This window comes from Verrucomicrobiota bacterium (assembly GCA_016871675.1).
Classification (GTDB): domain Bacteria; phylum Verrucomicrobiota; class Verrucomicrobiia; order Limisphaerales; family VHCN01; genus VHCN01.
Genome location: VHCN01000012.1, coordinates 21,323 through 47,264, shown reverse-complemented (window position 1 = coordinate 47,264; position 25,942 = coordinate 21,323). Strand labels below are relative to the sequence as shown.

Here is a 25,942-nt window from a genome sequence, read left to right as displayed (position 1 = left end):
AAAGCCTTGCGCCGGGGACGGCCCGGGGGTTTGCTCCCAGCCCATGAACACGACCCCTTCGCCGGCGCGCAGCATGGTTACGTCCCGCCTCGGCCGCCGCCAATTCATCCGCTACTCGGCCATCACCGCCACAGTGCTTGGCGCCGCGCCGTCGTTCCTGCGCGCGCAGAACTTGAACAGCAAACTCTCCGTCGCCGCCATCGGCGTCGGCGGCAAGGGCGGCAGCGACACGTCGCAGGTCGCCGGCCACGGGGAGACGATTTACTCGGTGTGCGACGTGGACAAGAACACGCTCGAGGGCGCGGGCAACCGTTACAAGGGCGCGAGCCGTTACACGGACTATCGCAAAATGCTCGAGGAAGTCGGCAGCCACATCGACGCCGTCATCGTCAGCACGCCCGACCATCACCACGCGATCGCCACTTCGATGGCCATGAAGATGGGCAAGCACGCCTACGTGCAAAAGCCGCTCACGCACTCCGTCTTCGAGGCGCGCCACCTGCGCACTCTCGCGAAGGAAAAGAAAGTCTGCACGCAGATGGGCAATCAGGGCAGCGCCGGCCCCGGATTGCGACGCGCCGTCGAGGTCATCCATGCCGGCATCATCGGCAAGCCGCTCGAACTTCACGTCTGGAGCAACCGCCCCATCTGGCCGCAGGGCATTGACCGGCCCGCGGGCGAAGACCCCGTGCCCGAGCATCTCGACTGGGACGTCTGGCTCGGACCCGCCCCCTTCCGGCCGTTCAAGGCGGGCGCGGAGACGACGGACAAGGAAGGCAAGAAGCGACGTGGCGGCGGCCCGTATCATCCCTTCGCATGGCGCGGGTGGGTTGATTTCGGAACGGGTGCGCTCGGCGACATGGCGTGCCACACCGTCAACATGCCCTTCCGCGCGCTCAAGCTCGGCTACCCCACCGCCGTCGAGTGCGAGGAAGTCTCCGAATCCAGGAAGGAAACCTACGCGAAGACTTCGCGCATCCGATTTGAGTTCCCCTCGCGCGAGGGACTGCCGCCGCTGAAGTTCTGGTGGTATGACGGCAACCCCGGCGACAAGTCCGTCAGGCTGCTGCGTCCCTCGCCCGACATCACGCAAGACATCATCGCGCTGCGCGGCAGCCTGCCCGCGAGCGGCTGCCTCGTGATTGGCGACAAGGGCCGGCTGTTCTCCGGCGACGACTACGGGTTCACGTTCCACTTCCGCATGAACGACGAGAAAACCCTGCGACCGCAGGTCACGAAAGTGGACGGCAAGGACGTCGAGGACGAGGCCATCCGCGGCATCGCGCAGACCATCCCGCGCCTCGCCAACAGCGGCGACGACGGCCACAAGAAAGAATGGCTCGACGCCATCCGGGCGAACAAGCCCGCGATGGCATTCAGCAACTTCGACATCGCGGCCTACCTCACTGAAGTCATCCTGCTCGGGTGCGTCGCCGTCCAGCACGGCACAGGAAAGAAACTCGACTGGGACGGCCCCGGCATGAAGGCGAAGAACGCGAACATCGCCAGCCTCGTCAAGCGCGAGTATCGCAAGGGCTGGGCGCTGTAACCGCCGCGCAACGCGCGCTGGAACGCCGACCACACCATCGGCTTCACGTTCATCGGCCTGTTCCTCGCGTGGCTCATGAAGCCGCAAGCGGCGGTGCCCGCGAATGCTCCCGCGCCCGCCGCGTGAAACGGGCAGTCCGCTCTTGTCTTCACCGGGTGATTCGAGTCTAAACCCCGCATGCCCGACTGGCTCGCGGCCGCCATCCTCGGTCTCATCGAAGGCGTGACGGAGTTTCTCCCCGTGTCCTCCACGGGACATTTGCTTCTCGTCGAGAACCTCGGCTGGGTGCCGCGGCAGTCGGACCTCTTCAACATCCTCATCCAATGCGCGGCGGTGTTCGCCGTGTTCGGCGTCTTCTCCGAGCGCATCCAGCAACTGCTCTTCGGCCTTCGCGACGCCGCGAATCGGGACTACCTCCTGAAACTCGGCGTCGCATTTGTCCTCACCGGCCTCGGCGGGTTGTGGATGAAAAAGGCCGGGCTCGAACTGCCGGACGAAGCCATGCCCATCGCGTGGGCGACGTTGATTGGCGGCGTCGCGTTCCTGCTCGCCGAGGAGTGGCTGCTGGACCGGCCCGCGTCCGACACGATCACCTGGCGCGTGGCGCTCGCCGTGGCCGTGGGACAGCTCGTCGCCGCGGCGTTCCCGGGCGCCTCGCGCTCCGGGACGACCATTCTCTTCGCGCTGCTGCTCGGCGCGAGCCGGCCGGTGGCGACGGAATTCTCGTTCCTCGTCGGCATTCCGACGCTTGCCGCCGCGGGCGCGCTCGAACTGCTGAAGACGCTGAAAACCGGCGGCCTGCGGGCGATCGGTGACGAGAAGACCCTGCTGCTTGTGGGCGGCTCCGTGGCCGCGCTGACGGCGTTTCTCACCGTGAAGTGGCTGCTGAAGTTCGTGCAGACGCACACCTTCATCGCGTTCGGGTGGTATCGCATCGCATTGGGCGTTGCGACGCTGGCGTGGGCTTCAAGCGCGGCGAAGTAATCGCGCACCGGCTGCCGGATGCCCCGCCCCTCCTCAGTATTTCTTGCTGAACTTCTTCTTCGAGTCGTCGTCCGGGGCGGGTGTGGCCGCTGCCGGGACGGCCTCCGGTTGCGAAGCCTCCGTCGTTTCGCCGGGGGGCGGCGCCGCGGGCGCGGACGCTGGCGCCGCGACAGCTTCGGGCGCGGACGCTGCGGTATCGGGCTGTTGCACGGCTTCGACATACGCGAGGTGAAGTTCCATCAGGGTCTGCTTGAGCATCACCTGCTCGTGGCGGTCGAGGTTGCCGCGCGTCTTGGATTCGAGCATCTCGAGCATGTCGATGAACATCTTCGCGCCGCGCAGGTCGCGCTCGACCTTGCCCGACTGCGGATTGGGCGTGCGCCCGAGCAGCATGAACGCGATGTCCGACTGCTGCATGACGAGGCTTGCGAAGAGGGCCGAAGCCATCTCGCCGCCGCCTGCGGGGATTGAATCGCTGGACTCGCTCATGATTGCTGGAGTTTGCGGCGGCCTCGCGCCTCGGCGATGAGAAATCTCACAAGCGCCCCGAGCCGCCTTTCGACGTCCGCGGTCTCAAGGATGAACTGCCGCTGCCCCGGGTGAAGCAGCATCGCGCAGGACACGAGGTCAGCGAACTTCGCCGGGTCATTCGTCTTCGCCAGCGCGCGCCTCAAGTGTCGGATGGACTTCGCGAGCGCGGCCTGAATGCCGGGATCCGCGAGCATCTCCGGCAAGGGGGCCGTCGCGGCAAGCTTCCCCGCGGCCAGGCCATGGCTCGCAAGTTCATCCACGAGTTCGCGGACCTTCGCCATCAACGCCTCCACGTGCAGGCTGTCCGCGGGTGTTTCCCGAACCGGACAGATGGCGTGGACGCGATATGGCCGGCGCTTCGTGGCGCGGCCGAGTTCAACGCGCGCGATGCCTTGCAGCATGAGGTTCGACGTGCCGTCGCGGTTTCGCACCGACGCGCGCACCAGGCCGAGCCCGGCGATGCGCGAGGGTTTCTCGAAGACGCGCCCGGGCTTTTGCATCGCCACCACGAACATCCGGCCCGAATGCAACACGTCGTGCAGCATCCGGCGGTAGCGCGGCTCGAAGATCCGCAACGGCAGCATCGCCTGCGGAAACAACGTGGCGTCGGGGAGAATCATCACCGGCGCCTCATCGGGCAGCTTCATGGCGTCAATGTATGAACCGCGGCGGCGAATTCAAGCGTGTCGGAAGCTCCACCCCGTGCGAGAAACCCGGGGCGAACGAACGGCCAGGGCTAAAGCGGCCGGGCCCGGCCCACGACGGCGAGCCCCTTGAGCAGATCGAGCGCGCGGCCGAGCGCTGGATCACGCACGAGCGGCTTCGCAGGCTCCGCAACCGCAGGGGGCCCGTCACCGGAGTCGCCTTCCTTTTGGCGGCGGACGAGTTCCGCCTCGTTGAGCCGCTTGCGCGGTGGATTCGCGCTGACAAGCGGTCCGGCCGCCTCGGCGGCGGGCTTCGCCTCGCGAAACGCGTCCTCCATGAACAACCGCTCATCCTCGAGACTCACGAGCACCGGCACATCGGGCCGAAGGCCATCGCCCGTGAGCGCGGCCCCGCCCGCGAGCCGCACCGAACCGGTCGCGATGCGCAGTTGCTGCCCCGTGCTGAGCGGAAAGTCCTTGAACAAAAACGCCTCGCCCGCGGTCACGCCGCCGATCAAGAGCCCCGTGCGATTCTGCCGGAGCAAGGCCGCCAGCGCCTCGGCCGCGCCCGAGGTCTGGCGGTTCATGAGGATGGCCACGGGCAGCGAGATCGCCGTCGCTTTCGAGGTCGACCGGAGCGTCTTCCCCGCGACTTCGAGCTGCGGCTTTTCCCCGTCGAGAAACAAATCCGCCACCGCGACGGCCGCCGAATAATCGGAGCCCTTCGCCCCGCGCAAGTCGAGCACGAGGCCTTTGAGTTTTTTCGCGGCGTTTAGCTGGTCGAACGCGCCGCGCACCTGCTCCGCCGAGCCCGCCCCCACCGTCGCGATGCGCAAGCTGGCAAATGCCTCGTCGAAGACGTTTGTCCGAGCCATGCCTCCGGCCGAAGCAGCGGCCGAGGCGGCATTCGCGAGCAGGACGCGGCCGCGGTGACGTTCGAGCAGGCCTTGCAACGCCGCGTGGTCGAGTTCCTCGGCCTTCGCGCCCGGGAGATTCGACCGGATGAGCCCAAGCACCTCTTGAAACGGCGCGGGTCTGGCGGGCTCCGCCGCGCGGAGGGCGCCCGGAAAGAAACCCGCGAGATGCATCGCGGCGGACGCGACCACGCAACTCAATCGGCAACCGGCAACCGGCAATCGGCAGTTCATTGGAGTGCTTTCGCGGCAATATCCCTGCGGGCATGCGCGCCTTCAAACCTAATCGTGTCCACCGCCGCGTAGGCCGCATCGCGCGCGGCGCCGAGCGCCGGCCGCCACGCGGTGACGCCGAGCACGCGGCCGCCGTGGGTCACCACCGCGCCGTCCTTCATCGCGGTGCCGGCGTGGAAGACCTTTGTGGCTGGCAGCGCGTTCGCGGCGTCAATGCCGGTGATGACTTTGCCCTTGGGATAGTTTCCCGGATACCCGCCGCTGGCCATGACCACGCACACGCTGGCGTTCGCGGACCACTCCAGCACAATGGGCGCGAGGCGGCCTTCCACGCTCGCGAGGAGGAGTTCGACGAGGTCGTTCTTCATTCGCGTGAGATACACCTGCGTCTCCGGGTCGCCGAAGCGCGCGTTGAACTCGAGCACTTTGGGCCCGGACTTCGTGAGCATGACGCCGGGATAAATGATGCCGCGGAAATCAATCCCCTCCGCCGCGCAGCCGCGCAGCCACGGCTGCAGGATCGCGTCGCCCGCGCGCTGCAACTCGTCGTCGCTCAGGAACGGCGCGGGCGAGTAGGTGCCCATGCCGCCGGTGTTCAGGCCGAGGTCGCCGTCGAGCGCGCGCTTGTGGTCCTGCGATGTGGGAAAGAGCTTTGCGACCTTGCCATCGCAGAGCGCGTGCAGGGAAATCTCCAGCCCTTCGAGCAATTCCTGAATCACGACGCGCTGGCCGGCGGCGCCGAACGCCTTCCCGACCATGATCTCGTCAATGGCGCTCGCCGACTCCGCGACGCTCGCCGTAAGCAGCACGCCCTTGCCGAGAGCGAGTCCGTCGGCCTTCACGGCGCAGCGGCCATCGAGGCTCGCGGCGAACTGCTTCGCCAATGCCGGCTCACTGAACGTCCCGCTGCGTGCCGTCGGGATGCCGTGCCGTTCCATGAAGTCCTGCGAGAAGGCCTTGCTCGCCTCGAATTGCGCCGCCTTGCGGTTCGGCCCCCAAATCTTCAGGCCGTGGGACTGGAACAAATCCACGATGCCCGCGGCGAGCGGGTTGTCCGGGCCGATGACGGTCAAGTCGGGCAGCTCCCGTCTGGCGAAGTCGAGCAACCGCGCCAAATCCTCCGCTCCGATGGCGACGCACTCGACCAGCGCGCCGTTTTTCGCCAACCGCTCGCCGCCAACGCCCGCGTTTCCCGGCGCGCACCACATGCGCGTGACGAGCGGCGACTGCGCGAGCTTCCACACCATCGCGTGTTCGCGTCCGCCCGAGCCGATGACGAGGAGCTTCATGCGCGGCGAATCAAACAGGAAAGTCGCGAGCGGCGGAAAGGACTTTTTCGATGACGGCCGTGAAGCCCCGGCCGCGGTGCCCGTCAGGGGTCGTCGCGTGTTGATGGCGCGGAGGGAGGCGGATTCGGGTTCTCGTTGTCTTCGTTGAGGAACTTGATCACGCGCCACATGGCGAAACCCACCACGCCGAGCGCGAGCGTCGCGAGGATGAGCCCGACGATGATGTCGCGCAGCTTTTCGCCGGCGGTGAGCTTGAACGGGAAGACGAGATAAACCCCGAGCGCGACGGCCACAAGCGGGAGAGACAGCGTGAGGAACCTCCTCCGGCGCGACGGTTCGTCGCCCGCGTCCGATGCGACCATGCGGCCGATGACAAGCCAGTAAGCCCAACCGAGCGCTGCGCCTGCGAGAAAGGCCGCGAGGGACTTCCGGGTCCAGTTGAACGCGGCGCCGGTCGGCGTCTGCTGGATCGCCTCGACCACGAGCGCGAACACGCCAAAGCCCAGCATTGTGGCTCCCGTCGCGAAGCGGATGAAGACGCGCGCGGAAACGGGTTCAATCGGCTGCTTCATGGGGCGAATGGCTTACTCCACGCGAGCTTCGCCCGTCCCCTTCACGACTTCGCCGATGAGCCAGGCGCCATGCTTCTCGGCGCGGATTGATTTGAGAACGGCCTCCGCATTGTCTGCCGCGACGATGGCGACCATGCCGATGCCCATGTTGAACACCTGATACAGCTCGGCCTCGGGCACGCCGCCTTTCGAGGCGATGAGCCGGAAGATGGGAAGCATGTCCCAACTTCCTTTGCGGATGATGGCGTCGCAGTCCTTCGGGAGCACGCGCGGGATGTTGTCCACGAAGCCGCCGCCGGTGATGTGGGCGAGGGCGCGGACATGATGCGTGACGCGTGACGCGCGGACCGGATTGAAGCGCTTGAGCAACTTCTGCACGAGCGGGCCGTAGCTGACGTGCACTTTGAGCAACTCGTCGCCGATCGAATTGTCCAACCCGGCCACGCGGTTCGCGGGCTTGAGCTTCATCTGCTCGAACAGAATCTTCCGTGCGAGCGAGTAGCCGTTGGTGTGCAGGCCGCTCGATGCGATGCCGATGATGGCGTCGCCGCGTCGCACGGACTTCTGTCCGTTGAGCATGCGCGCCTTTTCGACCACGCCGACGATGGTTCCGCTCAGGTCGTATTCGCCGGGCGCGTAGAAGCCCGGCATCTGCGCGGTCTCACCACCGATGAGCGCGCAGCGGTTTTCCGCGCAGGCGCGCGCGAAGCCCTTGATGATGTCGGTGAAGACGTGCGGCTCGAGTTTGCCCGTGCCGAGGTAGTCGAGGAAGAAGAGCGGCTCGGCGCCAAGCACGGCGATGTCATTGACGCAGTGGTTGACGAGGTCCGCGCCGATGGTGTCGTGGCGGTCCATCGCGAAGGCGATCTTGAGTTTGGTGCCGACGCCGTCCACGGAAGAGACGAGCACGGGCTGCTTGTATCGCCGGGTGTCGAGCGCGAAGAGGCCGCCGAAGCCGCCGACCTTGCCGAGCACTTCGCGGCGATGCGTCGAGGCGAGCAATTGCGGCAGGGTGGCTTTGACGCGGTTGCCGAGATCAATGTCAACGCCCGCGGCGGCGTAGGCTTTCTGTTTCATCGTTCGTTCGGGGGGCGGTTCGATGCGCGACCGGGTGGCAAATCAGCCGGGGCTGGCGGGGGACCGGGCCTTCAACAATTATTAGAGCAGCCGCGGCTGCAGTTCCTCCTTGGCAAGCGCTTCGCCGAGGCTTTCGACGCGGGCGCGGCGGCGTTCCATGATGTGCTTGTCCACGAGCGGGTCGTAAGGCACCGGATAATGACCGTCGTAACACGCCATGCAGAACTCGCTGCGCGGGCGGCCCGTCGCGGCGACCATGCCGTCCTGCGACAGATACGCGAGCGAGTCGGCGTTGATGTAGCGGCGGATGTCCTCGTGCGAATGGTTCACGGCCATGAGCTTGTTGCGGTCGGGAAAATCAATGCCATAGACGCACGGGTTCATGTGCGGCGGGCAGCTCACGCGCACGTGGACTTCCTTCGCGCCGGCTTCCTTGAGCGATTTCACGCGCGCCTTGCACGTGGTGCCGCGCACGATCGAGTCGTCGACGATGATGACGCGCTTTCCCTTCACGAGCTCGGGGATGAGGTTGAGTTTCACGCGCACGTTGAAGTCACGGATGAGTTGCGACGGCTGGAGAAAGCTGCGGCCGATGTAGTGGTTGCGCACGAACGCCATCTCGTAGGGCAGGCCGGTCTCGAGCGAATACCCGAGCGCGGCGCAGTTGCCGCTGTCGGGCACGGGCACGACGACGTCGGCGGGCACGCCATTTTCGCGCGCGAGCTGGCGGCCCATCTCGACGCGGACCTTGTAGACGTTCCGCCCGCCGATCGTGCTGTCGGGCCGCGCGAAGTAGACGTATTCGAAGATGCAGAACGCCTCGCGCTGGTGGCCGGGGAACGCCTGCACGCTGCGCAGGCCTTCCTTGTCGATGATGACGATCTCGCCGGGCGCAACCTCGCGGACGAACTTCGCGTGGATGAGGTCGAGCGCGCACGACTCGCTCGAAAGCACCCAGCCGTGGTCGAGCTTGCCGATGCACAGCGGCCGGAAACCGTGCGGGTCGCGCACGCCGATCAGCTCGTTTTCCGTCATGATCGCGAGTGAATACGCGCCCTCGATCCGCCGGATGGTCTGGATGAGGTTGTTCTCCACGCCGCCGAGCATCGGCTGCGCCATCAGGTGCAGGATGATCTCGCTGTCCACCGTGGTCTGGAAGATGGAGCCCTTCGACTCGAGCTCCTCGCGGAGTTGCGCGGCGTTGGTGAGGTTGCCGTTGTGCGCGATGGCGATCTGGCCGCGGCCGCAATCCACCGTGAGCGGCTGCGCATTGCGCAGGTGCGAGCTGCCCGTGGTCGAGTAGCGCGTGTGGCCGACCGCCGTGTCGCCCACGAGCCCGTGCAACGTGGCGCCGTCGAAAATCTGCGAGACGAGCCCCATGCCGCGGTGCACGCGGAACTGCCGGCCGTCGCTCGTCACGATGCCCGCGCTCTCCTGCCCGCGATGCTGGAGCGCGAAGAGCCCGTAGTAAGTCAGCTCCGCCGCGTTCGGATGTCCGAAGACGCCGAAGACGCCGCAGTAATGTTTGGGGTGTTCGGCTGACATCAACTCATTGCGCGCGAGATGGAATTCCACCAGAGGTCGTGCAACCCGGGCAAGGGCCAAGTCGATTCGCCCGCGGCAGCCTTGAGGGTGAGCTTGTCGCCCCCGACGGTGCCGATGCGCGCGGCGGGCACGCCCATCAACTTCGCGCGCTCGATGATCTTGTTCGCGTCGAGCGGCGCGCAGGTCACCGCGACGCGCGACTGAGTCTCGCCGAAGAGCAGCGCGTCGAGGCGGACAGCGGGGCGCGGGGCCGCCGTTTCGCCGGGACTCGCGGGGCTGGAGCTCTGCGGCCCGAAGCCGGACAAGTCCACCGTCGCGCCGATGAGCCGGGGTGTGTTGCGCGCGACGAGCTGGCTGATGCAGCACTCGGCAAGCGCCACCGCAAGGCCGCCGTCGCTGCAATCGTGCGCGCTCTTCACGCCGCCCGCGCGGATGAGTCCGACGAGCGTCGTGTGCAGTGTCGCGGCCTGGTCGAGGTCGCACCGGGGCGGCGAACCGGTCTTTTTGCCGTGGATGACTTGCAGATACGCGCTGCCGCCGAGTCCTTGCAACGGGTCGGCCGTGTCCACCGGCGCGCCGAGCAGGATGATGACGTCACCGTCATCCTTGAACCACTGCGTCGTGACGTGCTCGGGCTTCTCGACGAGCCCGACCACGGCGACCGTCGGCGTGGGATCAATCGGCCCGGCAGGGCTTTGGTTGTAAAGCGAGCAGTTGCCGCCGGTGACGGGCGCGTTGAAGGCGCGGCAGCCGTCGGCGAGGCCGCGCACGCTTTCCTTGATCTGCCAGAACAGCTCGGGCTTGAGCGGGCTGGGCATGTTCAGGTTGTCCGTCGAGCCGAGCGGCAGCGCGCCGGAGCACGCGAGGTTGCGGCACGCCTCGGCCACGGCGGCCTTCCCGCCCTCGTAAGGGTCGAGCGCGCAGTAGGCGCCGTTGCAGTCCACGGAAAGGGCGATGAGGCGCTCTGATTGCGGAGGGCGGATGTCGGAGTGCGGAGGGTCGCAAGCACTGACGCCTGGCCGGCCTTGTGGAACGGAGTCGCCTTTGATGCGAATGACCGCGGCGTCGCTGCCGGGGCAAACGACGGAACCGTCGCGCACCATGTGGTCGTATTGGCGATAGACCCAGTTCTTCGAGGCGATGGTCGGCCAGGCGAGCAGCTTCCTCAGCGCCCCGATCGCATCCGTCCCATGGGTCACATCGGCCAAGCCTTCGAGCCTGAACGCCCGCACGTCGGCCAGATACGCCGGCTCCACCGCCTCGCGTTGGTAGATGGGTGATTCGTCCGCGATGGCCTTTGCCGGGATGTTCGCCACCACCGCGCCGTGATGCTTTACGACCATTCGCCCCGTGTCCGTCACGACGCCGATCTCCGCCCACGGCAAATCCCACTTGTTGAAAATTTTCTTCACCTCGTCCTCGCGGCCCTTGTGGACGACGATGAGCATGCGCTCTTGCGACTCGCTGAGCATGATCTCGTAGCTTGTCATGTTCGGTGCGCGCTGCGGGACCTTGTCGAGCTCGATCTCGATCCCGGTGCCGGCGCGCGACGCGGTCTCGCACGTGGAACAGGTGAGCCCGGCGGCGCCCATGTCCTGCATGCCGGCGACGGCGCCGGTCGCGAGGAGTTCGAGGCACGCTTCGCACACAAGTTTCTCCATGAACGGGTCGCCGACCTGCACCGCGCCCCGCTGTTGCTCGGCGGATTCGTCGGTCAAATCCTGCGACGCGAATGCCGCGCCCGCGAGTCCGTCGCGTCCCGTCGCGGGGCCGACGTAAAAGACCGGGTTGCCCACGCCGCGCGCCGCGCCGCGGGTGATCTGCTCGTGCCGCAGCACGCCGAGGCAGAAGGCGTTGACGAGCGGGTTGCCCTCGTAGCTCTTGTCGAAATACACCTCGCCCGCGATGGTCGGGATGCCAAAGCAGTTGCCGTAGTGCGCGATGCCGCTGACGACGCCGGCGAACAAACGGCGGTTGGTCATCACATTTGAAGGCGTGGCCGCAGGGGAGCAAGTGGGCTGGGAAGCAGGGGAGGTGTCAGCCGCGGGAGATTGCGTGCCCCTTTCACCCTCGCTCCCGTTCTCGCCCGCCACACCGTTTGCCGTGATGGGTCCAAACCTGAGAGAATTGACAGCGCATACCGGTCTCGCGCCCATCGTGAAGATGTCGCGCACGATGCCGCCGACGCCCGTGGCCGCGCCTTGAAACGGCTCGACCGCGCTCGGGTGGTTGTGAGACTCAATCTTGAACGCGATGGCAAGCCCGTCGCCGATGTCCACGATGCCCGCGTTCTCCTCGCCCGCGCCGACGAGGATGCGCGGCGACTGGGTCGGGAATGTCTTCAGCAGGGGCCGCGTGTTCTTGTAGGAGCAGTGCTCGCTCCACATCACGGAGAAAATGCCGAGCTCGGTGTAACTGGGCTCGCGGCCGAGGATTTCCCTGAGCCTGGAGAATTCCTCCGGCGTGAGGTTATGCTTCTGGATCAGGGCGGGCGTGATGGCGGGCTCGGTCATCGCGGTCGGTCGTTGGCGTTCCACAAGGCGGCGCGAGGATGCGGCGTGGCGCGGGACGTGACAAGCAAATCGAAGCCGCGCCGGGTCCGGATTCCCGCTTGCCATCTGCGCGGGGGGTCGGGCATTTTCGGACATGGCAGATTCGCAAGTCCTCTCCGAGCTCGACCGGCGGTTCTACAAGCCCGCCGACGAGTTTTTCCTCTCGCAAGCCGACCTTGCGCTCACCTACGACGATGTCACGCTCGCGACGCTCTATTCCGAAGTCCTCCCGCGAGACACGCAACTCGCCACCACGCTCGCCGACGGGCTCGCGTTGAACATCCCGGTTCTTTCCTCCGACATGGACACCGTGACCGAGGCGCGCATGGCCATCGCCATGGCGCTCAACGGCGGGCTGGGGCTCATCCACTACAACATGCCGGAACGCCAGCAACTCTCCGAAGTCAGCCGCGTCAAGAACCACGTCCACGGCCTCATCCAGGACCCCATCAAGGTCTCGCCCGACCAGCTCATCGGCGACGTGCTCGAAATCATCGAGAAGCGCAAGTTCGCGTTCAGCACCTTTCCCGTGGTGGATTCCTCCGGCAAACTCCTCGGGCTCCTGCCCGGCCACGTGGTCAAGCCGCGCTACGCAAGGCGCAAGGTCACCGAGTCGCTCACGCCGCGCGCACAAATCCACACCCTGAACGCGCGCGAACTCGCGCCCGACCCCATCGCGCGCGCGGACCGGTTCTTCAGCGAGCACCTCGGCATCCACAAGCTCCTCGTCGTGGACGACCACGACCATTTGCACGGGCTCTTCACGCTCAGCGACATCGAGCGCATCAGCCAGGAGCGGCTCGCGCAGTTCAAGCCCGCGCGCGACGCGAACTTCCGGCTTGTCTGCGGCGCGGCCGTGAGCGCCACGCGCAATGCCTTCGGCGAGCTTGACCGCGACCGCGTGCTCAACCACGTCGGCGCGCTCGCGGACCGCGGCGTGGACGTCGTGGCCGTCTCGACCGCGCACGGACACAGCAAGGGCGTGGGCGAGACCGTGAAGGTGATCCGCAGTGCGCTGCCGCGGCTTCCGATCATCGCAGGCAACGTCACGAGCGCGACGGGCGTCGAGTTCCTCGCCGATTGCGGCGCAAGCGCGGTGAAGATCGGCCAGGGACCGGGCTCCATCTGCACGACGCGCGTCGTCGCGGGCGTGGGCATCCCGCAGCTCACCGCGCTTTACGTCGCGTCGCGGACCGCGGCCGAAAAACGCGTCACCCTCATCGCCGACGGCGGCATCACCAAGAGCGGCGACATCGTCAAGGCGCTCACCCTCGCGCAAGCGGTGTTGTGCGGCGGCATCTTCGCCGGTTGCCCCGAGGCGCCGGGGCACATCATGGAAATCCACGGCAAGCTCTACAAACAATACCGCGGCATGGGCAGCCTCGCGGCGATGAAGGCCGGCTCCGCCGCGCGCTACGGACATTCCAGCACCACGACGCAGAAGATCGCGCCCGAGGGCGTCGAGGCGCTCAAGGAAGTCTCCGGCTCCGTTGAGAGCGTGCTTACGCAGCTCATCGGCGGCATCCAATCCGGCATGGGCTATCTCGGCGCGGCGACACTTCCCGAACTCCGCGCCCGCGCCCGATACGCGCGCGTGAGCCCCGCGGGCCAGCGCGAAGCCGGCGCACACGACGTGGTTGAAGTGAAGACTGGCGACGGAGCTGACGCGTAGCGCGCTGGTTCGGCCGCAAAGGGCGGATTGCCGGTTGACGCCCGCGCCTGCTACTCTCGCATCCATGCCCGAAGAACCCCCAGCGATGTCCGCCGGAGCCGGCGGGATTGAAGCCGAGGACGACCCGCTCACGACTGCCGCGCCGCGCCCCACCGGCGCCCGCTGGCGCTCGCGGTGGCGGAAGTTCGTGCGGTTCTGCAAGCACGCCGGCCGGGCGTTCGTCCACAACCGCTGTCCGGTGCGCGCCGCCGCGCTGGCTTACGCGAGCCTGCTCGCGCTCGTGCCGATGCTCGCTGTGGTCGCGAGTGTTTCGGCGGCATTCCTCCGGACCCAGGGCGAGGAGACGGTCTCGCGCTTCGTCGAGCAGTTGATCGTCCACGTCGCACCCGCCGCCGCCGCCGACGAATCGCGTCCGCCCGATGCGCCCGTGGGAGCCGCCGAGGTGCAGGCCGCGGCGTCGCGCAAGGAGATGGCGCGGAAGATCAACGGCTTCATCACTGAAATCCGGACGGGCGCCCTCGGCGTCACCGGCACGATCGTTCTCGTGGTGGTGGCGATCGCCATGCTCGCGCGCGTGGAGGACACCTTCAACGACATCTGGGGCGTGACGCGCGGGCGCAACTGGTTCATGCGCATCGGCCAGTATTGGGCGGCGCTCACGCTCGGGCCGATGCTGTTGATCGTCGCGCTCGCGCTCTCGAGCGGGCCGCATTTCGACGCGACACGCCACCTGCTGGACGACCTTCCGTGGGGCATCGGTGCGCGCATCGGCTGGTTGTTCAGTGTGATCGTGCCGTTTGCGATCGTCACGATCGCTTTCACGCTCGGCTACATGCTGCTGCCCAACTCAAAGGTCCCGTGGCGCGCGGCGTTCGTCGGCGGCTTCGTGGGCGCGCTGTTGTGGCAGGCGAACAACTCGCTGAGCGTGCTCTACGTGTCGCAGGTGGCGACGCAGAACAAAGTCTACGGCAGCCTCGGCATGGTGCCGGTGTTCATGGTCGGGCTGTATCTGGCCTGGATGATCATCCTCTTCGGCGGCCAGGTCGCGCACGCCTTCCAGCACCGGAACCGGCTCGGCCGCGAGGAAGCCGCCGGGCAGACCGGCCAGCGCGAGCGCGAGTTTCTCGCCATCCAGCTCATGACGTGCGTCGCGGAACGGTTCATGCGCGGCGAGCGTCCGATGACGCGCCCGCAGATCGCGCTCGCTCTCGCCGCGAGCGAAAGGCTCGTGGGCGCGCTGCTCACCGTGCTCACCGAGGCGCGGTTGCTGGTGGAGATTCCCGACTCCGACCCCGCGTTCACACCGGGGCGGCCCCTCGAATCCATCTCGTGCCACGATGTGCTCCAGGCCGTGCGCGGCAACGACGGCGCCTTCATGAGCGCGGAGACGCAGACCATCGGCCGCGTGCAGGCCGAGTTCGAGCGCATCGTCGAAGCCGAGCGCGCCGCGTCCGCCAAAGTGACCCTCGCCACCCTCACGCACGCGAACCGGCGGGGATGAGCCGCGGCGGACTCACGGTCGGCGGATTCCCGGCGCGATTTTCTTCAGCGCCTCCGCGGCTTGAACGTGAATCGAATCCGGTCTGTCCGGGAGCGCATTCGTGAGCGCGGGCAGCGCGGACTGCGCGGCGGGGCCGAACGTTCCGAGAGTGTTTGCGCACGTGGTCCGCACCGTGAAGCTCCGGTCCGTGAGGCCGGACGCGAGCGCAGCGACGACCACGGGCGAAGGCTCGAAACCCGACAGCGAACTCGCGGCCATCACCCGCACCGTGTAATGCTCGTCGTGCAACGCCCGCAGCAGCGCGGGCACGGCGGACCCGGTGTCGTTGGTGAACGTCCCGACGGCCGCCGTCGCGGCGACGCGCGTGATGCGCTCGCCGTTCGCGAGGGCGTTCGTGAGCAGCGGAAGTGCGCCGGGCCCGGTGCCCGCGAGATACAGCGCCGCTTCGCCGGCGGTGTGATATTCGTTCACCAGGGTCACGAGCGCATCCGTCGCGGCGCGGTTGTCGGGGCTCAATTGCATGAGGACATTGAGCGCCCGCTGCGCCTGCAGACCCTCGGGGGTCGCCTCGTCGTCCACCTTTCCGTTCGCGGCGCGGATGACCTTCAGCAGATTCGCCACGCCCGCATCGCCCCACTGCCGGAAGGCTTGGTGGGCGCGCAGTCGCACCGCGTTGTCGCTGGCCGCCGTGTCCGAAAGCCAATCGGCGACCGGCCGTCCCCCGTGCATCGGTTCGCGCGCGCAACCGCACAGCACCGCGGCCGCGAGCAGCGAGGCCGCGCCGAACCGGAACTCTGCGGTCAGGGTCACGCGCGCATCGTAACGCGGGCGCGCCCTGCTGCAAGGCCGCCGCTTGTGACTCGCCAAGCCGCGTGCGTCGCGGCTAAATCTTGCGCGTGAACAAGTGCGCGTGTTTTCTGCGGGCCGCCGCGGCAGCGGTCGCGGCCGTGTTCTTCGCACTCGCCTCCGCGGGCGCGCAGACCGTCACGCCGCCGCCCCCGCCCGTTCCGAAGACGCCGAACCTCGTGTGGATTGTCGCGGATGATCTCGGCTGGGGCGACCTCGGCTGTTACGGGCAGAAAAAGATCAAGACGCCGAACCTCGACCGGCTTGCGGCCGAGGGGTTGCGCTTCACCCAATTCTACGCGGGCAGCGCGCTGGGCGTGCCTTCGCGGTGCGCGCTCTTGACCGGGCGGCACACGGGACGCGCGGCGTTGCGCTCGAATGGCGCGGCGTCGCTCGCGGAATCCGACGTGGTGCTGCCGCAGTTGCTGCGGCAGGCGGGCTACCGGACGGGCGCCGCCGGGAAATGGGCGCTCGGACTCGAGGGCACCGGCGGCGAGCCGAATCGCAAGGGCTTCGAGGAATGGGCGGGCTTCCTCGACCGGCGCCACGCGGAGGAAGCCTACCCGGCGCTCATCTGGCGGAACATGAGCCAGTTTCGGCTGCACTCCAATCAAGCCGGGGCGCAGGGCACTTACGCGCACGACGTGTTCACCACGATGGCGACGAACTTCATCCGGATCAACCTGCCCGCGCGCCACAACAACGCCACGCCGTTTTTTTTCTACTTCGCCTCCACGCTGCCGCATGCGAATCGCGCGCTCGCGCTCAAGACCGGCAACGGCATGCAGGTGCCGTCCGACGCGCCCTACTCGCGCGAGCCGTGGCCGCAGGCGGAGAAAGACAAGGCCGCGATGATCACGCGGCTCGACGCCGACATCGGCCGCGTGCTCGACACGTTGCGGCATCACCGTCTTGAGGAGCAGACGGTCGTGATCTTCACGAGCGACAACGGTCCGCACGCCGAGGGCGGCAACGACCCGAAGTTCTTCGACAGCGCCGGCGGCTTGCGCGGCGCGAAGGGCGATCTCCACGAAGGCGGCATCCGCGTGCCGCTGATCGTTCGGTGGACGGGTCACATCAAAGCGGGCGCGGTGTCGGGCGAGCCTTTCGCGGCTTGGGACTTGTTTGCGACCACGTGCGAACTCGCCGCCGTCAAACCGCCGGCGGACTCGGACGGGATTTCGTTTCTCCCCACGCTGCTCGGCAGGTCGCAGACGAACCGGCATGAGTTCTTTTACTGGGAATTGCACGAAGGCTCCGTGCGCCAGGCCATCCGCGCCGCCGAGTGGAAGGGTGTCCGCCCGGCGCCCGACAAACCGCTGGAACTCTTCAATCTTGCCGCGGATCCGGTCGAGCGATCCGACGTCGCCGCGAAGCATCCCGACGTCGTCGTGCGACTCGAGCAACTGATGCATCGCGCCCGCAACGACGATCCGCGCTGGCCGTTGCGCGGACGATGAGCAACCGCGAAGACGACGTGCCGACCGGGGAAAACCAACCGAAGCCCGCAGACCGTCCGACGTCGGGGGACGCCGGCCCGCCCGAAGGCGAACCGTGGCGCTGGTGCCCGCGGTGCGGACACGAGTTGCACAATGAGAAGTGCAAACTGCGCTGCCCGCGCTGCCACTATTTCATGAGTTGCTCTGACTTCGACTGAACCCGGTCGCCAAGCCCGAGGCCGGCATCTTCACCGCCATCATTGCCGGGTTCCTCATCTCGGCGCCCGGCGGCACGCGCTGGTGCATCGGCGGGTTGACCGGCGCGCTCGAACGCTCGGGCGCCCAGCTCCAAGCCCCATCAAGCGAAGGGGCCAAGACCCGCCGCGAGACGGCGGACAAGGCCGGGTAACCGGGTCCGGCGACGTGGTCGCCCTCGCGGCGTTTGTCGGTCCATTTCCACGCCTGCCTGCGAGGTCGATTCACTTGCGGCCAAAGATGAAGAGATACCATCCCATGCTCTTCGCCAGGAATTCTTCCACCCCGAATGGGATGCTCCCCGAATATCTCCTGAGCGGAAAATGCGCGACGGTCATCCGCACATCGCGAAACCCGAGGAACAACTTTCGCGCGTCCGCCTTGGTGAATGCGCAAGCGACCGGGCATTCAGGGCCATCAGTGCAGCGGTGAACGAAGTTTCCAGCCCGCAGATAGTCTCAGCCTTGCACGAGGAAATTCGAGTAGTGAACATCCCAGACCCGACCATCTTGATTCCCGCGGATTCCGCGAAGTGGTCCGGAGGAGGCTCCAGCCTTGTCGCGGTTCCACCGCCTCGCGCGTGAGAGAATCTTGAGCAGGACCCGCAACCGCATGAAAGTCATGATGCGGATGAAATAGTTAAAACTGTGCTTGTGGTAGAGCATGATGATTGCGCGGCCGCCCGGCTTGAGAACCCGGTGGACTTCATCCATCGCCCGTTGGGTGTTGGGCGTGTGGTGCAACACGCCGTGGGAGTAAACCCAGTCGAAGCTCTCGTTTGGGAAGCTGAGTTGCTCAGCGTTCTCCTTCTTGAAGGTCCTTGTCAGCCCCATCACCGCAAAATGTCTGCGGGTCGCCTCCAGTGCCGCTTCCGTCAAGTCAACGCCGGTGTAATGGGCGCCGTTGAGGGCAAACATCACCCCGGCAGCACCGTTGCCCGTGCCGATTTCCAGAACCTTCAGTCCCCTGGCCTCTGCAAATGGAACCAACCTCGGAATGTGCCACTCGGTGCGGTAGCGGTATTCGCGGAATTGCTCGAAGAAGTGGCTTTCATCCGCCGTGTGCTCGACGAAGTGCGTGCCGCAAGCCTCCGTGTTCCAAAAGTCGTGGACTCCTGAGAGGCCCGGTTCGGTGTTCATGCGTTTCAATCAAGATCGAAAGCGAAGCGCAGTCCATCAACCGAACGGGTGTGAGAATGGCTCCACGAGCGGAGGACGAGCTCCCCTCGCGAGCTGATTGCCCGGAGAACACGTATCGCCAGCCTCATGCTCGCCGAGGTTTGGCGTATTCGACGTGCTTGATCCCGCCTCCACCGTTGCTCACGCAACCGACGCGATGCGGCTGAATCGAAGCTTGTGCGCCGCCCCGGTGCGATCCGTCCTCACGCCTGGTCGCGGATGTGCACCCACGTGTGGACGTGCGGCGCGCCGCGGAAATACCAGAGCATCGCCGGGCCTTCGATCTGCCAGATGTCCCACACGCCGTCGCCGCCGATGTCGTCCATCTTGTAGAACGCGAGGTGCAGGTTGCCAAAGCCGTTCTTGTTCACGAGCTTCATCGCCTCGTCGGCGTCGTCCTTGCGGAACGGCGCGAGCAAGTCGGCCATGACTTTCTGCACGTGCGCCTGCTGGTCCTTGGAGAGATCGCGAACGGGGATGCCGGGCAGGCCGTCGGTTTTGCCGGTGAGCTTGACGGTGTCGTTGCCTTTTTCCGGCCGTGGTTCGCCGAGCAGGGCGACGTCGCGCTGCTTTTCGCTGAGCATCGCGAAGACCTCGTTGGCGCGCCTGGCCTGGAACCAATAGACGTTGCCTTTGTGATCGGCCTTTTCGTTGAAGCTCTCGGCCGCGTGCCCGTAGAAGATCGGCCCGCCGAACGCTGCGCCCGCGACCGAGTCGCCGTCGCATCGCCGCGTGCAGTGGCGGCCGGTGAGGACGAACTCGAACTTGCCCGTGCCCGGTTCGCCGAAGAGCGCGATCGAACTGTCCTCGAAGCCCGCCTTGCCCGAGTCGTGCACGACCTGCCCGTAGACCTTGTCCGCGTATTCGGGGCTGTGCAGCCCCAGGAAGATGTCCTTCACCAGCTGGTTCTGGTCCTTCGTCAGGAACGCGCCGATCCTTTGCTTGGTGATGTGCCAGTTGTTGTTCACTGCCGAGCGCAACGGATGGTCGAAGCCGAAGCAAAGCTCCTTGCGTTGCGCCTCGGTGAGGCTCTTGTGAAGGGTCGTGACGAGCGTCTCGGGTTTCGCGCGCGCCGCCTTCTCGGCGGCGCTGAGCGTGTCGCTCTTGAACAGCGGCACGGAACCGGCCGCGGCGACGATCGTTCCGGCGACGCTGGACTTGAGGAAGTCACGACGGCTGACCGTGGGGCAGCAGTCCCAATCAGGAGACGGGCGGGTAGTCATGGGAGGTTGGTAGCACAGGCGCGGGAGGACGACAACAGGAGATTGTTCACGGGTTCACAAACCAACTCTTCGCATCGGCGTCGGACTTCATGAAGTTCAGCAGCAGGGCTGCGACTTTCCGGCGGCGGCAAGGCAGGGCGGGAGAACGAGGCGGATGGACTTCATGGTGGGTGCGGGAGTTTGGGCTTGAACGCGACCTTGCCGCTGAATAAATGGAAGTGGCAACCCGTTACATCGCCATGCAAACAAGACCCGAATCCACCGACACCGCCGCCACCCGCCGGGATTTCCTGAAGGCCTCGACCACCGCAGTCGCCGCGGGCGCACTGGCGTCGAAGCTAGGATTTCCCGCCGTGCTTTCCGCGCAGGCGAACAGCGACCGGTTGCGCATCGGCTTCATCGGCTGCGGCGGGCGCGGCACGGGCGCGGCGGCCCAGGCGCTCAAGGCGGACAGCAACGTGGTGCTGCACGCGATGGCGGACGTTTACGAAAGCTCGCTCGACCGCAGTCTCGCGAGCGTGAACAAGGAGGTCGGCGAGGCTCAAAAGTTTGACGTGCCCAAGTCGCGCCAGTTCGTCGGGCTCGATGGCTACCAGAAAGTCCTCCAGAGCGGCGTGGATGTGGTGATCCTCACGACGCCGCCGGGGTTCCGGCCGCTGCATTTCAAGGCCGCGATCGACGCCGGCAAGCACGTCTTCCTCGAGAAGCCGATGGGCACGGACGCCACCGGCTGCAAGCAAATCATGGCCACGGCGGCCGAGGCCCAGAAGAAGGGGTTGTCCGTGGTGGACGGCTTTTGCTGGCGCTACAACTACGCGCGGCGCGAGCTTTACAAACGCATTCACGACGGCGCGATCGGCGACATCCGCGCGATTTACGCGACTTACCTCACCGGACCCGTCAAGCCCATGCCCGCGAAGGAATCGCGGCCCGAGGGCATGAGCGACACCGAGTGGCAGGTGCGCAACTGGTATAACTTCACGTGGCTTTCAGGCGACGGCCTCGTCGAGCAGGCCATCCACAGCGTGGACAAGATCGCGTGGGGCATGAAGGACGTGCCGCCGCTCAAGTGCACCGCCACGGGCGGCCGGCAGATTCCGAATCACGAAGGCAACATCTGGGACCACATCTCCGTGAACTACGAATGGGAGGACGGTGCGCGGGCGTTCATGGCGCAGCGCCAGACCACCGGCTGCCACAACGAAAACAACGACTACATCCTCGGCACGAAGGGCTCCGCCTACATCACGCGCGGCGTGTTCATCAAGGACCTCGACGGCAAGATCACGTGGCGGCACGAGGGCGCGGTGCCGGACATGTATCAAGTGGAACACAACGAGATGTATGCCGCGATCCGGCAGGGCCGGCCGCTCAACTCCGGAGTGCGCATGTGCCAGAGCACGCTCATGGGCATCATGGGCCGGATGGCCGGCTACACCGGGCAGGAAGTCACATGGGAGCACATGATGAAGTCCAATGAGCGGCAGTGCCCCGTGGACCTCGCCGCGCTTGATTGGAAGGCACCGCTTCCGATCACGCCGATGGCGTTGCCGGGGCGGACGAAGATGTCGTGACAAGTCCCCGCTTCACCCGATGAAACGAATCGCTGCCTCAATCGGCTTCTCGCTGCTGGCGCTCACGGCGTGCAAGAAAGAGCCGCAACCCGCGACGCCGCCTCTCGTGACGGCGCGTCCGCCGAAGGCAGCCGCCACACCGGTGGCACCGCAACCTGCGCCCGTCGCGGCTCAGGACACCGGGATGGATCCGTCGCTCGGCGTGCTTGCGGAAGTGTCACCGGGGGAAATGTCGAACACTTCGCTGCTCACGCTCGGGCTGCAGGAATTCATGAGCGAGAAGGGCCGGCTTCCCGCGGACATGAAGGAGTTGTCGAAGTATCTGCGTTATCGCGTCGAGCCGATCCCGCCGGCGGGGACGAAGTTCGTCTTCGACGCGAAGAACAAGCAGGTGCGGATTGTCCGGCAGTGAGCAGGGTGGCCTGATTCCGTGCTAGCGGACAACGGGCTGCGGCGGATTGGTCCAGATCGCGTGCCAGTTTTGGAACCAAAGGTTTTCGACCTTCGTGAGGCTCACGTGCCCATCCATGTAGGTGATGTTGATCGCGCGGCCGTGCCGGGCGATGCAAACACGCCGCATGCTGATGCCGACCGGAGAACCGGGGAATGCGCGGTTCCCGCCGAAACGCACGTCTGTCGGCGGCGTGTCGGTCGGCTCCGGCCACGCGTCCACCCAGCCACCATCGGTCAGGAGAGGTTGCGAGTCGGGACGGCCATCCTCGAGTCGTTGGAAATACTTGGCCGCGTTGGCGCCGCCGCCACTCTGCCGCGGTTGGGCCCAACCGTTGAGCGTGTAACTGCCGGTGGTTCCGCCGATGAACCCGCCTGCCGATCCGAACCACGCCAGATAGGCCGGATACGGATTCGGCGGAGTTGCGGTCGAGTTCTCCCAGTCCGCCGGGAAGTTGAAACTTGGATTGTGCGTGGTCTTGGGGCAAAGCCAGACCAACGGGTCGCGCAGGTAGCCGGTCCGAATCAGCGGGATCCAGAAGTTGGCGTTGTTCAGTCCGCTGACGTCCGCGTAGGGCATCACTTTCTCGAAGTCCCCCGCGTAGAGCGCGAAGCTCGTGCCCAACTGACGGATGTTGTTCGTGGACTTGATCGTCTTGGACTGGTCCTTCGCCTTGGCCAGCGCGGGCAGGAGCAATCCGGCGAGGATCGCGATGATCGCGATGACCACGAGCAATTCGATAAGCGTAAACGCGACGGCGGACCTGAGCTGGCGCGAGGTTGGATTCACAGGTTGGTTTGGTCGATGGTCATGAACGGCGGCTGCAATGTTACGGCCGAATCCCCAAAAATCAAAGCCGAAGAAAGACGCGGCCCCGGTGGGGGATTGTTCACCGGGTTCAACCGCCCGAACTCGCTCAGGGGATCATGCTCGCATTGGTCGCGTGCCGGCTGTCCACCAACGCGCGCACCGTGTTCTGCCGGGTGATCCACTCGGCGTGGCCGTCCGTGAAGCCCCAATTCCAGCCGGCGCGGCCGTGGTTGTTGTGCGGGTCGGGGAAGTTGTTCACGTCATTCGGCAGGCTCGCGAGGTTGTCGTCGGCGTCCACCACGATCACGACTTTTTCCGGCGCGTAGAGCGCACTCTCGGGAGTCTTGCGCACAGCGGGCGCGGGTGTTTCGAAGTAGCCGAAGTATTCGTAGCTGTGTCCGCCCGTGGTCCGTTCGCGGTCGCCTTGCGAGGTGTTCACCAAGTCGGCCAGATACGTCGTGAGGCCCGCCGTCGTGCTGCGATTTGTTCGGATGATGTTCTTGGTTCCCGCGCACAGGAATGACTTCAGCGCCGGGATGTAGTTGGGATAGTAGGAGACCGGCGCGCGGTCGTCCGCATTCGCCGTCGTCCAGTAAAACCAGGTCGGGAAGTCATCCCGGTAGAGCATGCTGGCCACGAGGAGCTGCCGGTGGTTGTTCATGCACGAGGTGCGCTTGGTGCGGTCCTTGGCCCCCGCGAGCGCGGGCAGCAGCAGCGCCGCGAGGATCGCGATGATGGCGATGACCACGAGCAACTCGATCAGCGTAAAGGCGCGGGCCGCGCGCGGCGCAGGGACATGGGCCGGTGTCATGGGCGTTGGAGTCGTCGGGCATTCAAGGCGAGCAACTTGAAGAGGCAGTCGCGCACGCCCGTGTCGTCATACACCGTGGTGCCGGAGAGGTCGAACATGACCATTTTGATTTTGCTCATGAGTGAAGTGGATTGGTTTTCAGTTTGTCGTGTCTTTGTTGAATCGCAGTTCGCGCGTCGCCGATGAGTCTGCAGGCTGCCGCCGCGTCCGCAACCTTCCGCCGTATCCGTTTCCCGCATTCGTGCCGCGCGGCGTCGGGGTTTTCAGCTATGGCGGAGTCACTGCTTGGGCGCGGGCGGCACACTGCTGCCAGCTCCGGCGCGAGCATGGCGATCGAGCCGTCGCTTTCGCGCAAGTGCACGATTTCTGCGTGGGCCATCGGGGTCGTTGGGGCGCGGCGGGAAAATATTCGCGCGCGGCGGCGGTGTCACGAACGAACCCGCGAGGACTCGATCCGGCGTTGCGTTCAATCGAGGGCTTCGGTTCTAATCGGCCCCGACATGCCGAACACGCCGAGCCAGAGCGCCGAGGACTACCTCGAGCGCATCCACGAGTTGATCGAGGAGAAGGGCTACGCGCGCGTGGTGGACATCGCCGAGTCGCTCGACGTCAAGCAGGCCAGCGTGACCGTGATGGTCCAGAAACTTGGCGAACTCGGCTTCCTCGACTACGTCAAGTATCGCGGGTTGCGGCTCACGGCGAAGGGCCGCGATGTCGCGCGCCGAATCCAGAGTCGTCACGCAACGCTCGCGCGTTTTTTTTCGCTGCTCGGCCTCGACCAGAAGACGCAGCGGATGGACATCGAGGGCATTGAACACCACCTGAGCCCCGACACGCTCGCGTGCCTCGAAGACTTGTCGGAATTCCTCGAGCGAAATCCCGCGGTGATCGCGCGCTTCAAGAAATTCCGCCGCACCGCCAAACCGGCTTGAAGCCATGCCCCGCAAACGCCCCACATCGAACGCTTGCGTCCCGCCGGCTTTTCTCCAGCGGCTCGCCGTGGCGCAGGACGAAGTCCGCCTCACGCTCGACTCGCTCCCGGCGCGCCTGCAGGCCGGGGCGCGCGCGTTGCCGGTCACATACGAGCCCAAGCCAAACGACGCGCTGCTTGCGGACGGCGTGGACGAGGACACGCTCGGGTTGTTCGTCGGCGACGACTACGCGCACGCCGAGCTCGGCTCGGGTGGCATGCCCTCGCAGATCATCCTGTTTCTCGAGAACATCTGGGACATGGCGGATGGCGAGGAGGAGTTTTTCCGCGAGGAAGTCCGCACCACGCTGCTTCACGAACTCGGCCACTACCTCGGCCTGGACGAGCGCGACCTCGAGGAACGCGGGCTGGATTGAGCGGCTGCGATCTGCGCCCGCGTCGCGAGCTCAAGGCTTCATCTCGGCGCCATCGAGTTGCGAGTTGCTCACCGGTTCGGACGGTGGCACGACCACACCCGCGGCCAGCGTGACATTCAGAATGTAGCTCGCCCGGAACTGCCCCCATGTGAGCTGGCTGCCGAGCAGTTGCTCGGCGTGCCCATCCATGAAGATCACGTTCATCCGCATGTTGTGTTTGCGCGGCTGATCCTGGAAACGGTAGTTCCCAATCTGCAACCCGTTGGCCGGGCCCGCCGGCGTTGGATTGGGGTTGATCGGGAACGAGCGGCCGGACCACCACGAGTCAAGCCACGCCGCGTCGCCCTTGCCGTCGTTCATGTCGTTCACATTATCGTTGCCGCCGCACTCGGCGATGCCGACGGTGCGGACGGGTTGCTGGATCTGCTCCAGCCGCCGCGGCGGCGTGACAACTCCCGCCGAGTTGGTGTCGCCCGTGAACACGCCGAAGTAGTTGAAACCATAGGAGAGGAACCCGGTGTATTTCGGGTCGTAGTTCCCCTGTTGCGTCGAGTAGGTGATCCCTCGCCGCTTGGCGGGGCAGACGAACGACATCGTGCCGCCGAGGTATCGTTCGAGCAGGAACGCCGGCGTGCGCTGCCACTCACCGCCGCAGCGGAAATTGTTGCTGTTCACATACGGCGGCGCGGCCCAGGTGCGGCCGGGGACGCGGTCCTCGAACTCCGAGATGTAGAGATTCAGCGCGATGCCAATCTGCTTCGTGTTGTTCATGCAGGCCGCGCCGTGCGCCTTGGCCTTGGCCTTCGCCAAGGCGGGCAGCAACAGGCCCGCAAGGATCGCGATGATCGCGATGACCACGAGCAATTCAATGAGCGTGAACGCCGCGCTGCGGGAGCGCGAATCTCGGGCGGGCGCGGTCGGCTTCATGGGCATGGCATGGGTTT

At 66.1% G+C, this 25,942-nt stretch carries 23 protein-coding genes; 9 read left to right on the top strand and 14 right to left on the bottom strand.

All coding sequences use genetic code 11. The features are described 5' to 3' along the window. Positions 1–73 precede the first annotated feature (73 nt). Positions 74–1,549, top strand: a complete 1,476-nt coding sequence (locus FJ386_04560; protein ID MBM3875978.1) for a Gfo/Idh/MocA family oxidoreductase — start codon at positions 74–76, stop codon at positions 1,547–1,549. A gap of 177 nt (positions 1,550–1,726) precedes the next feature. Continuing rightward, positions 1,727–2,533 carry an undecaprenyl-diphosphate phosphatase gene (locus FJ386_04555; protein MBM3875977.1) on the top strand — a complete coding sequence of 269 codons (807 nt, stop codon included), beginning with the start codon at positions 1,727–1,729 and terminating at the stop codon, positions 2,531–2,533. A 33-nt stretch (positions 2,534–2,566) separates the two neighbouring features. Here the strand turns inward: FJ386_04555 and FJ386_04550 are convergent, their stop codons facing one another. The 8 genes from FJ386_04550 to purL form a co-directional block, all read right to left on the bottom strand. Continuing rightward, a complete protein-coding gene (locus FJ386_04550; GenBank protein ID MBM3875976.1) occupies positions 2,567–3,022 on the bottom strand; it encodes a DUF1844 domain-containing protein in 456 nt (151 codons plus the stop codon). After that, positions 3,019–3,711 carry a hypothetical protein gene (locus FJ386_04545; protein MBM3875975.1) on the bottom strand — a complete coding sequence of 231 codons (693 nt, stop codon included), beginning with the start codon at positions 3,709–3,711 and terminating at the stop codon, positions 3,019–3,021. Before FJ386_04545 ends, FJ386_04550 begins: the two co-directional genes overlap by 4 nt. Before the next feature lie 89 nt (positions 3,712–3,800). Next, positions 3,801–4,856 (bottom strand): hypothetical protein, encoded by a 1,056-nt coding sequence (locus tag FJ386_04540; protein MBM3875974.1) that lies wholly within the window; start codon positions 4,854–4,856, stop codon positions 3,801–3,803. Then, on the bottom strand, positions 4,853–6,145 hold the full coding sequence (purD, locus tag FJ386_04535) for a phosphoribosylamine--glycine ligase (GenBank protein MBM3875973.1): 1,293 nt from the start codon (positions 6,143–6,145) through the stop codon (positions 4,853–4,855). Before purD ends, FJ386_04540 begins: the two co-directional genes overlap by 4 nt. A gap of 83 nt (positions 6,146–6,228) precedes the next feature. After that, positions 6,229–6,717 carry a hypothetical protein gene (locus FJ386_04530; protein ID MBM3875972.1) on the bottom strand — a complete coding sequence of 163 codons (489 nt, stop codon included), beginning with the start codon at positions 6,715–6,717 and terminating at the stop codon, positions 6,229–6,231. A 12-nt stretch (positions 6,718–6,729) separates the two neighbouring features. Beyond that, on the bottom strand, positions 6,730–7,794 hold the full coding sequence (locus tag FJ386_04525; GenBank protein MBM3875971.1) for a phosphoribosylformylglycinamidine cyclo-ligase: 1,065 nt from the start codon (positions 7,792–7,794) through the stop codon (positions 6,730–6,732). A gap of 81 nt (positions 7,795–7,875) precedes the next feature. Beyond that, on the bottom strand, positions 7,876–9,339 hold the full coding sequence (locus FJ386_04520) for an amidophosphoribosyltransferase (protein MBM3875970.1): 1,464 nt from the start codon (positions 9,337–9,339) through the stop codon (positions 7,876–7,878). Continuing rightward, positions 9,339–11,987, bottom strand: coding sequence for a phosphoribosylformylglycinamidine synthase subunit PurL (gene purL, locus FJ386_04515; GenBank protein ID MBM3875969.1), 2,649 nt, complete (start codon positions 11,985–11,987; stop codon positions 9,339–9,341). The genes FJ386_04520 and purL overlap by 1 nt, the downstream gene beginning before the upstream one ends. Between purL and FJ386_04510 the strand changes: the two genes are divergently transcribed. Both FJ386_04510 and FJ386_04505 read left to right on the top strand, forming a co-directional pair. Next, positions 11,986–13,563 (top strand): IMP dehydrogenase, encoded by a 1,578-nt coding sequence (locus FJ386_04510; protein ID MBM3875968.1) that lies wholly within the window; start codon positions 11,986–11,988, stop codon positions 13,561–13,563. The genes purL and FJ386_04510 overlap by 2 nt on opposite strands. A gap of 64 nt (positions 13,564–13,627) precedes the next feature. Continuing rightward, positions 13,628–15,064, top strand: a complete 1,437-nt coding sequence (locus tag FJ386_04505) for a YihY/virulence factor BrkB family protein (GenBank protein MBM3875967.1) — start codon at positions 13,628–13,630, stop codon at positions 15,062–15,064. Between the two features lie 12 nt (positions 15,065–15,076). Here FJ386_04505 and FJ386_04500 read toward each other — a convergent pair whose 3' ends face one another. After that, positions 15,077–15,874 carry a hypothetical protein gene (locus FJ386_04500; protein ID MBM3875966.1) on the bottom strand — a complete coding sequence of 266 codons (798 nt, stop codon included), beginning with the start codon at positions 15,872–15,874 and terminating at the stop codon, positions 15,077–15,079. Positions 15,875–15,951: 77 nt separating this feature from the next. On the opposite strand from FJ386_04500, the gene FJ386_04495 reads away from it, so the two are divergent. Next, a complete protein-coding gene (locus FJ386_04495; GenBank protein MBM3875965.1) occupies positions 15,952–17,370 on the top strand; it encodes an arylsulfatase in 1,419 nt (472 codons plus the stop codon). A 692-nt stretch (positions 17,371–18,062) separates the two neighbouring features. On the opposite strand, the gene FJ386_04490 is transcribed toward FJ386_04495, so the two are convergent. Beyond that, positions 18,063–18,743 carry a class I SAM-dependent methyltransferase gene (locus FJ386_04490; GenBank protein ID MBM3875964.1) on the bottom strand — a complete coding sequence of 227 codons (681 nt, stop codon included), beginning with the start codon at positions 18,741–18,743 and terminating at the stop codon, positions 18,063–18,065. A gap of 242 nt (positions 18,744–18,985) precedes the next feature. Beyond that, a complete protein-coding gene (locus FJ386_04485) occupies positions 18,986–20,005 on the bottom strand; it encodes a DUF3500 domain-containing protein (GenBank protein MBM3875963.1) in 1,020 nt (339 codons plus the stop codon). A gap of 239 nt (positions 20,006–20,244) precedes the next feature. On the opposite strand from FJ386_04485, the gene FJ386_04480 reads away from it, so the two are divergent. Next, positions 20,245–21,579, top strand: coding sequence for a twin-arginine translocation signal domain-containing protein (locus tag FJ386_04480; GenBank protein ID MBM3875962.1), 1,335 nt, complete (start codon positions 20,245–20,247; stop codon positions 21,577–21,579). Between the two features lie 19 nt (positions 21,580–21,598). Continuing rightward, a complete protein-coding gene (locus FJ386_04475; protein MBM3875961.1) occupies positions 21,599–21,991 on the top strand; it encodes a hypothetical protein in 393 nt (130 codons plus the stop codon). Positions 21,992–22,012: 21 nt separating this feature from the next. Here FJ386_04475 and FJ386_04470 read toward each other — a convergent pair whose 3' ends face one another. Together FJ386_04470 and FJ386_04465 are read right to left on the bottom strand one after the other, a co-directional pair. After that, the gene (locus FJ386_04470; protein MBM3875960.1) at positions 22,013–22,819 is read right to left on the bottom strand and encodes a type II secretion system protein; all 807 of its coding nucleotides are present in this window, start codon (positions 22,817–22,819) and stop codon (positions 22,013–22,015) included. Positions 22,820–22,946: 127 nt separating this feature from the next. After that, on the bottom strand, positions 22,947–23,651 hold the full coding sequence (locus FJ386_04465) for a prepilin-type N-terminal cleavage/methylation domain-containing protein (protein ID MBM3875959.1): 705 nt from the start codon (positions 23,649–23,651) through the stop codon (positions 22,947–22,949). 500 nt (positions 23,652–24,151) lie between these two features. Between FJ386_04465 and mntR the strand changes: the two genes are divergently transcribed. Continuing rightward, positions 24,152–24,583: a transcriptional regulator MntR gene (mntR, locus tag FJ386_04460; protein MBM3875958.1), complete on the top strand. Its 432-nt coding sequence runs from the start codon at positions 24,152–24,154 to the stop codon at positions 24,581–24,583. Positions 24,584–24,587: 4 nt separating this feature from the next. Further along, positions 24,588–24,998, top strand: a complete 411-nt coding sequence (locus tag FJ386_04455; GenBank protein MBM3875957.1) for a hypothetical protein — start codon at positions 24,588–24,590, stop codon at positions 24,996–24,998. A 30-nt stretch (positions 24,999–25,028) separates the two neighbouring features. Here the strand turns inward: FJ386_04455 and FJ386_04450 are convergent, their stop codons facing one another. Beyond that, complete coding sequence (locus FJ386_04450) at positions 25,029–25,931, bottom strand: prepilin-type N-terminal cleavage/methylation domain-containing protein (protein ID MBM3875956.1); 903 nt, start codon at positions 25,929–25,931, stop codon at positions 25,029–25,031. Between the last annotated feature and the right edge of the window lie 11 nt (positions 25,932–25,942).

Coding starts and splice junctions, on each gene's coding strand:
- purD (MBM3875973.1), bottom strand. CDS start 6,145: ATGAAGCTCCTCGTCATCGGCTCGGGCGGACGCGAACACGCGATGGTG.
- FJ386_04510 (MBM3875968.1), top strand. CDS start 11,986: ATGGCAGATTCGCAAGTCCTCTCCGAGCTCGACCGGCGGTTCTACAAG.
- FJ386_04555 (MBM3875977.1), top strand. CDS start 1,727: ATGCCCGACTGGCTCGCGGCCGCCATCCTCGGTCTCATCGAAGGCGTG.
- FJ386_04480 (MBM3875962.1), top strand. CDS start 20,245: ATGCAAACAAGACCCGAATCCACCGACACCGCCGCCACCCGCCGGGAT.
- FJ386_04540 (MBM3875974.1), bottom strand. CDS start 4,856: ATGAACTGCCGATTGCCGGTTGCCGGTTGCCGATTGAGTTGCGTGGTC.
- FJ386_04490 (MBM3875964.1), bottom strand. CDS start 18,743: ATGAACACCGAACCGGGCCTCTCAGGAGTCCACGACTTTTGGAACACG.
- purL (MBM3875969.1), bottom strand. CDS start 11,987: ATGTCCGAAAATGCCCGACCCCCCGCGCAGATGGCAAGCGGGAATCCG.
- FJ386_04485 (MBM3875963.1), bottom strand. CDS start 20,005: ATGACTACCCGCCCGTCTCCTGATTGGGACTGCTGCCCCACGGTCAGC.
- FJ386_04465 (MBM3875959.1), bottom strand. CDS start 23,651: ATGACACCGGCCCATGTCCCTGCGCCGCGCGCGGCCCGCGCCTTTACG.
- FJ386_04450 (MBM3875956.1), bottom strand. CDS start 25,931: ATGCCCATGAAGCCGACCGCGCCCGCCCGAGATTCGCGCTCCCGCAGC.
- mntR (MBM3875958.1), top strand. CDS start 24,152: ATGCCGAACACGCCGAGCCAGAGCGCCGAGGACTACCTCGAGCGCATC.
- FJ386_04530 (MBM3875972.1), bottom strand. CDS start 6,717: ATGAAGCAGCCGATTGAACCCGTTTCCGCGCGCGTCTTCATCCGCTTC.
- FJ386_04560 (MBM3875978.1), top strand. CDS start 74: ATGGTTACGTCCCGCCTCGGCCGCCGCCAATTCATCCGCTACTCGGCC.
- FJ386_04505 (MBM3875967.1), top strand. CDS start 13,628: ATGCCCGAAGAACCCCCAGCGATGTCCGCCGGAGCCGGCGGGATTGAA.
- FJ386_04520 (MBM3875970.1), bottom strand. CDS start 9,339: ATGTCAGCCGAACACCCCAAACATTACTGCGGCGTCTTCGGCGTCTTC.
- FJ386_04545 (MBM3875975.1), bottom strand. CDS start 3,711: ATGAAGCTGCCCGATGAGGCGCCGGTGATGATTCTCCCCGACGCCACG.
- FJ386_04475 (MBM3875961.1), top strand. CDS start 21,599: ATGAAACGAATCGCTGCCTCAATCGGCTTCTCGCTGCTGGCGCTCACG.
- FJ386_04455 (MBM3875957.1), top strand. CDS start 24,588: ATGCCCCGCAAACGCCCCACATCGAACGCTTGCGTCCCGCCGGCTTTT.
- FJ386_04525 (MBM3875971.1), bottom strand. CDS start 7,794: ATGAAACAGAAAGCCTACGCCGCCGCGGGCGTTGACATTGATCTCGGC.
- FJ386_04550 (MBM3875976.1), bottom strand. CDS start 3,022: ATGAGCGAGTCCAGCGATTCAATCCCCGCAGGCGGCGGCGAGATGGCT.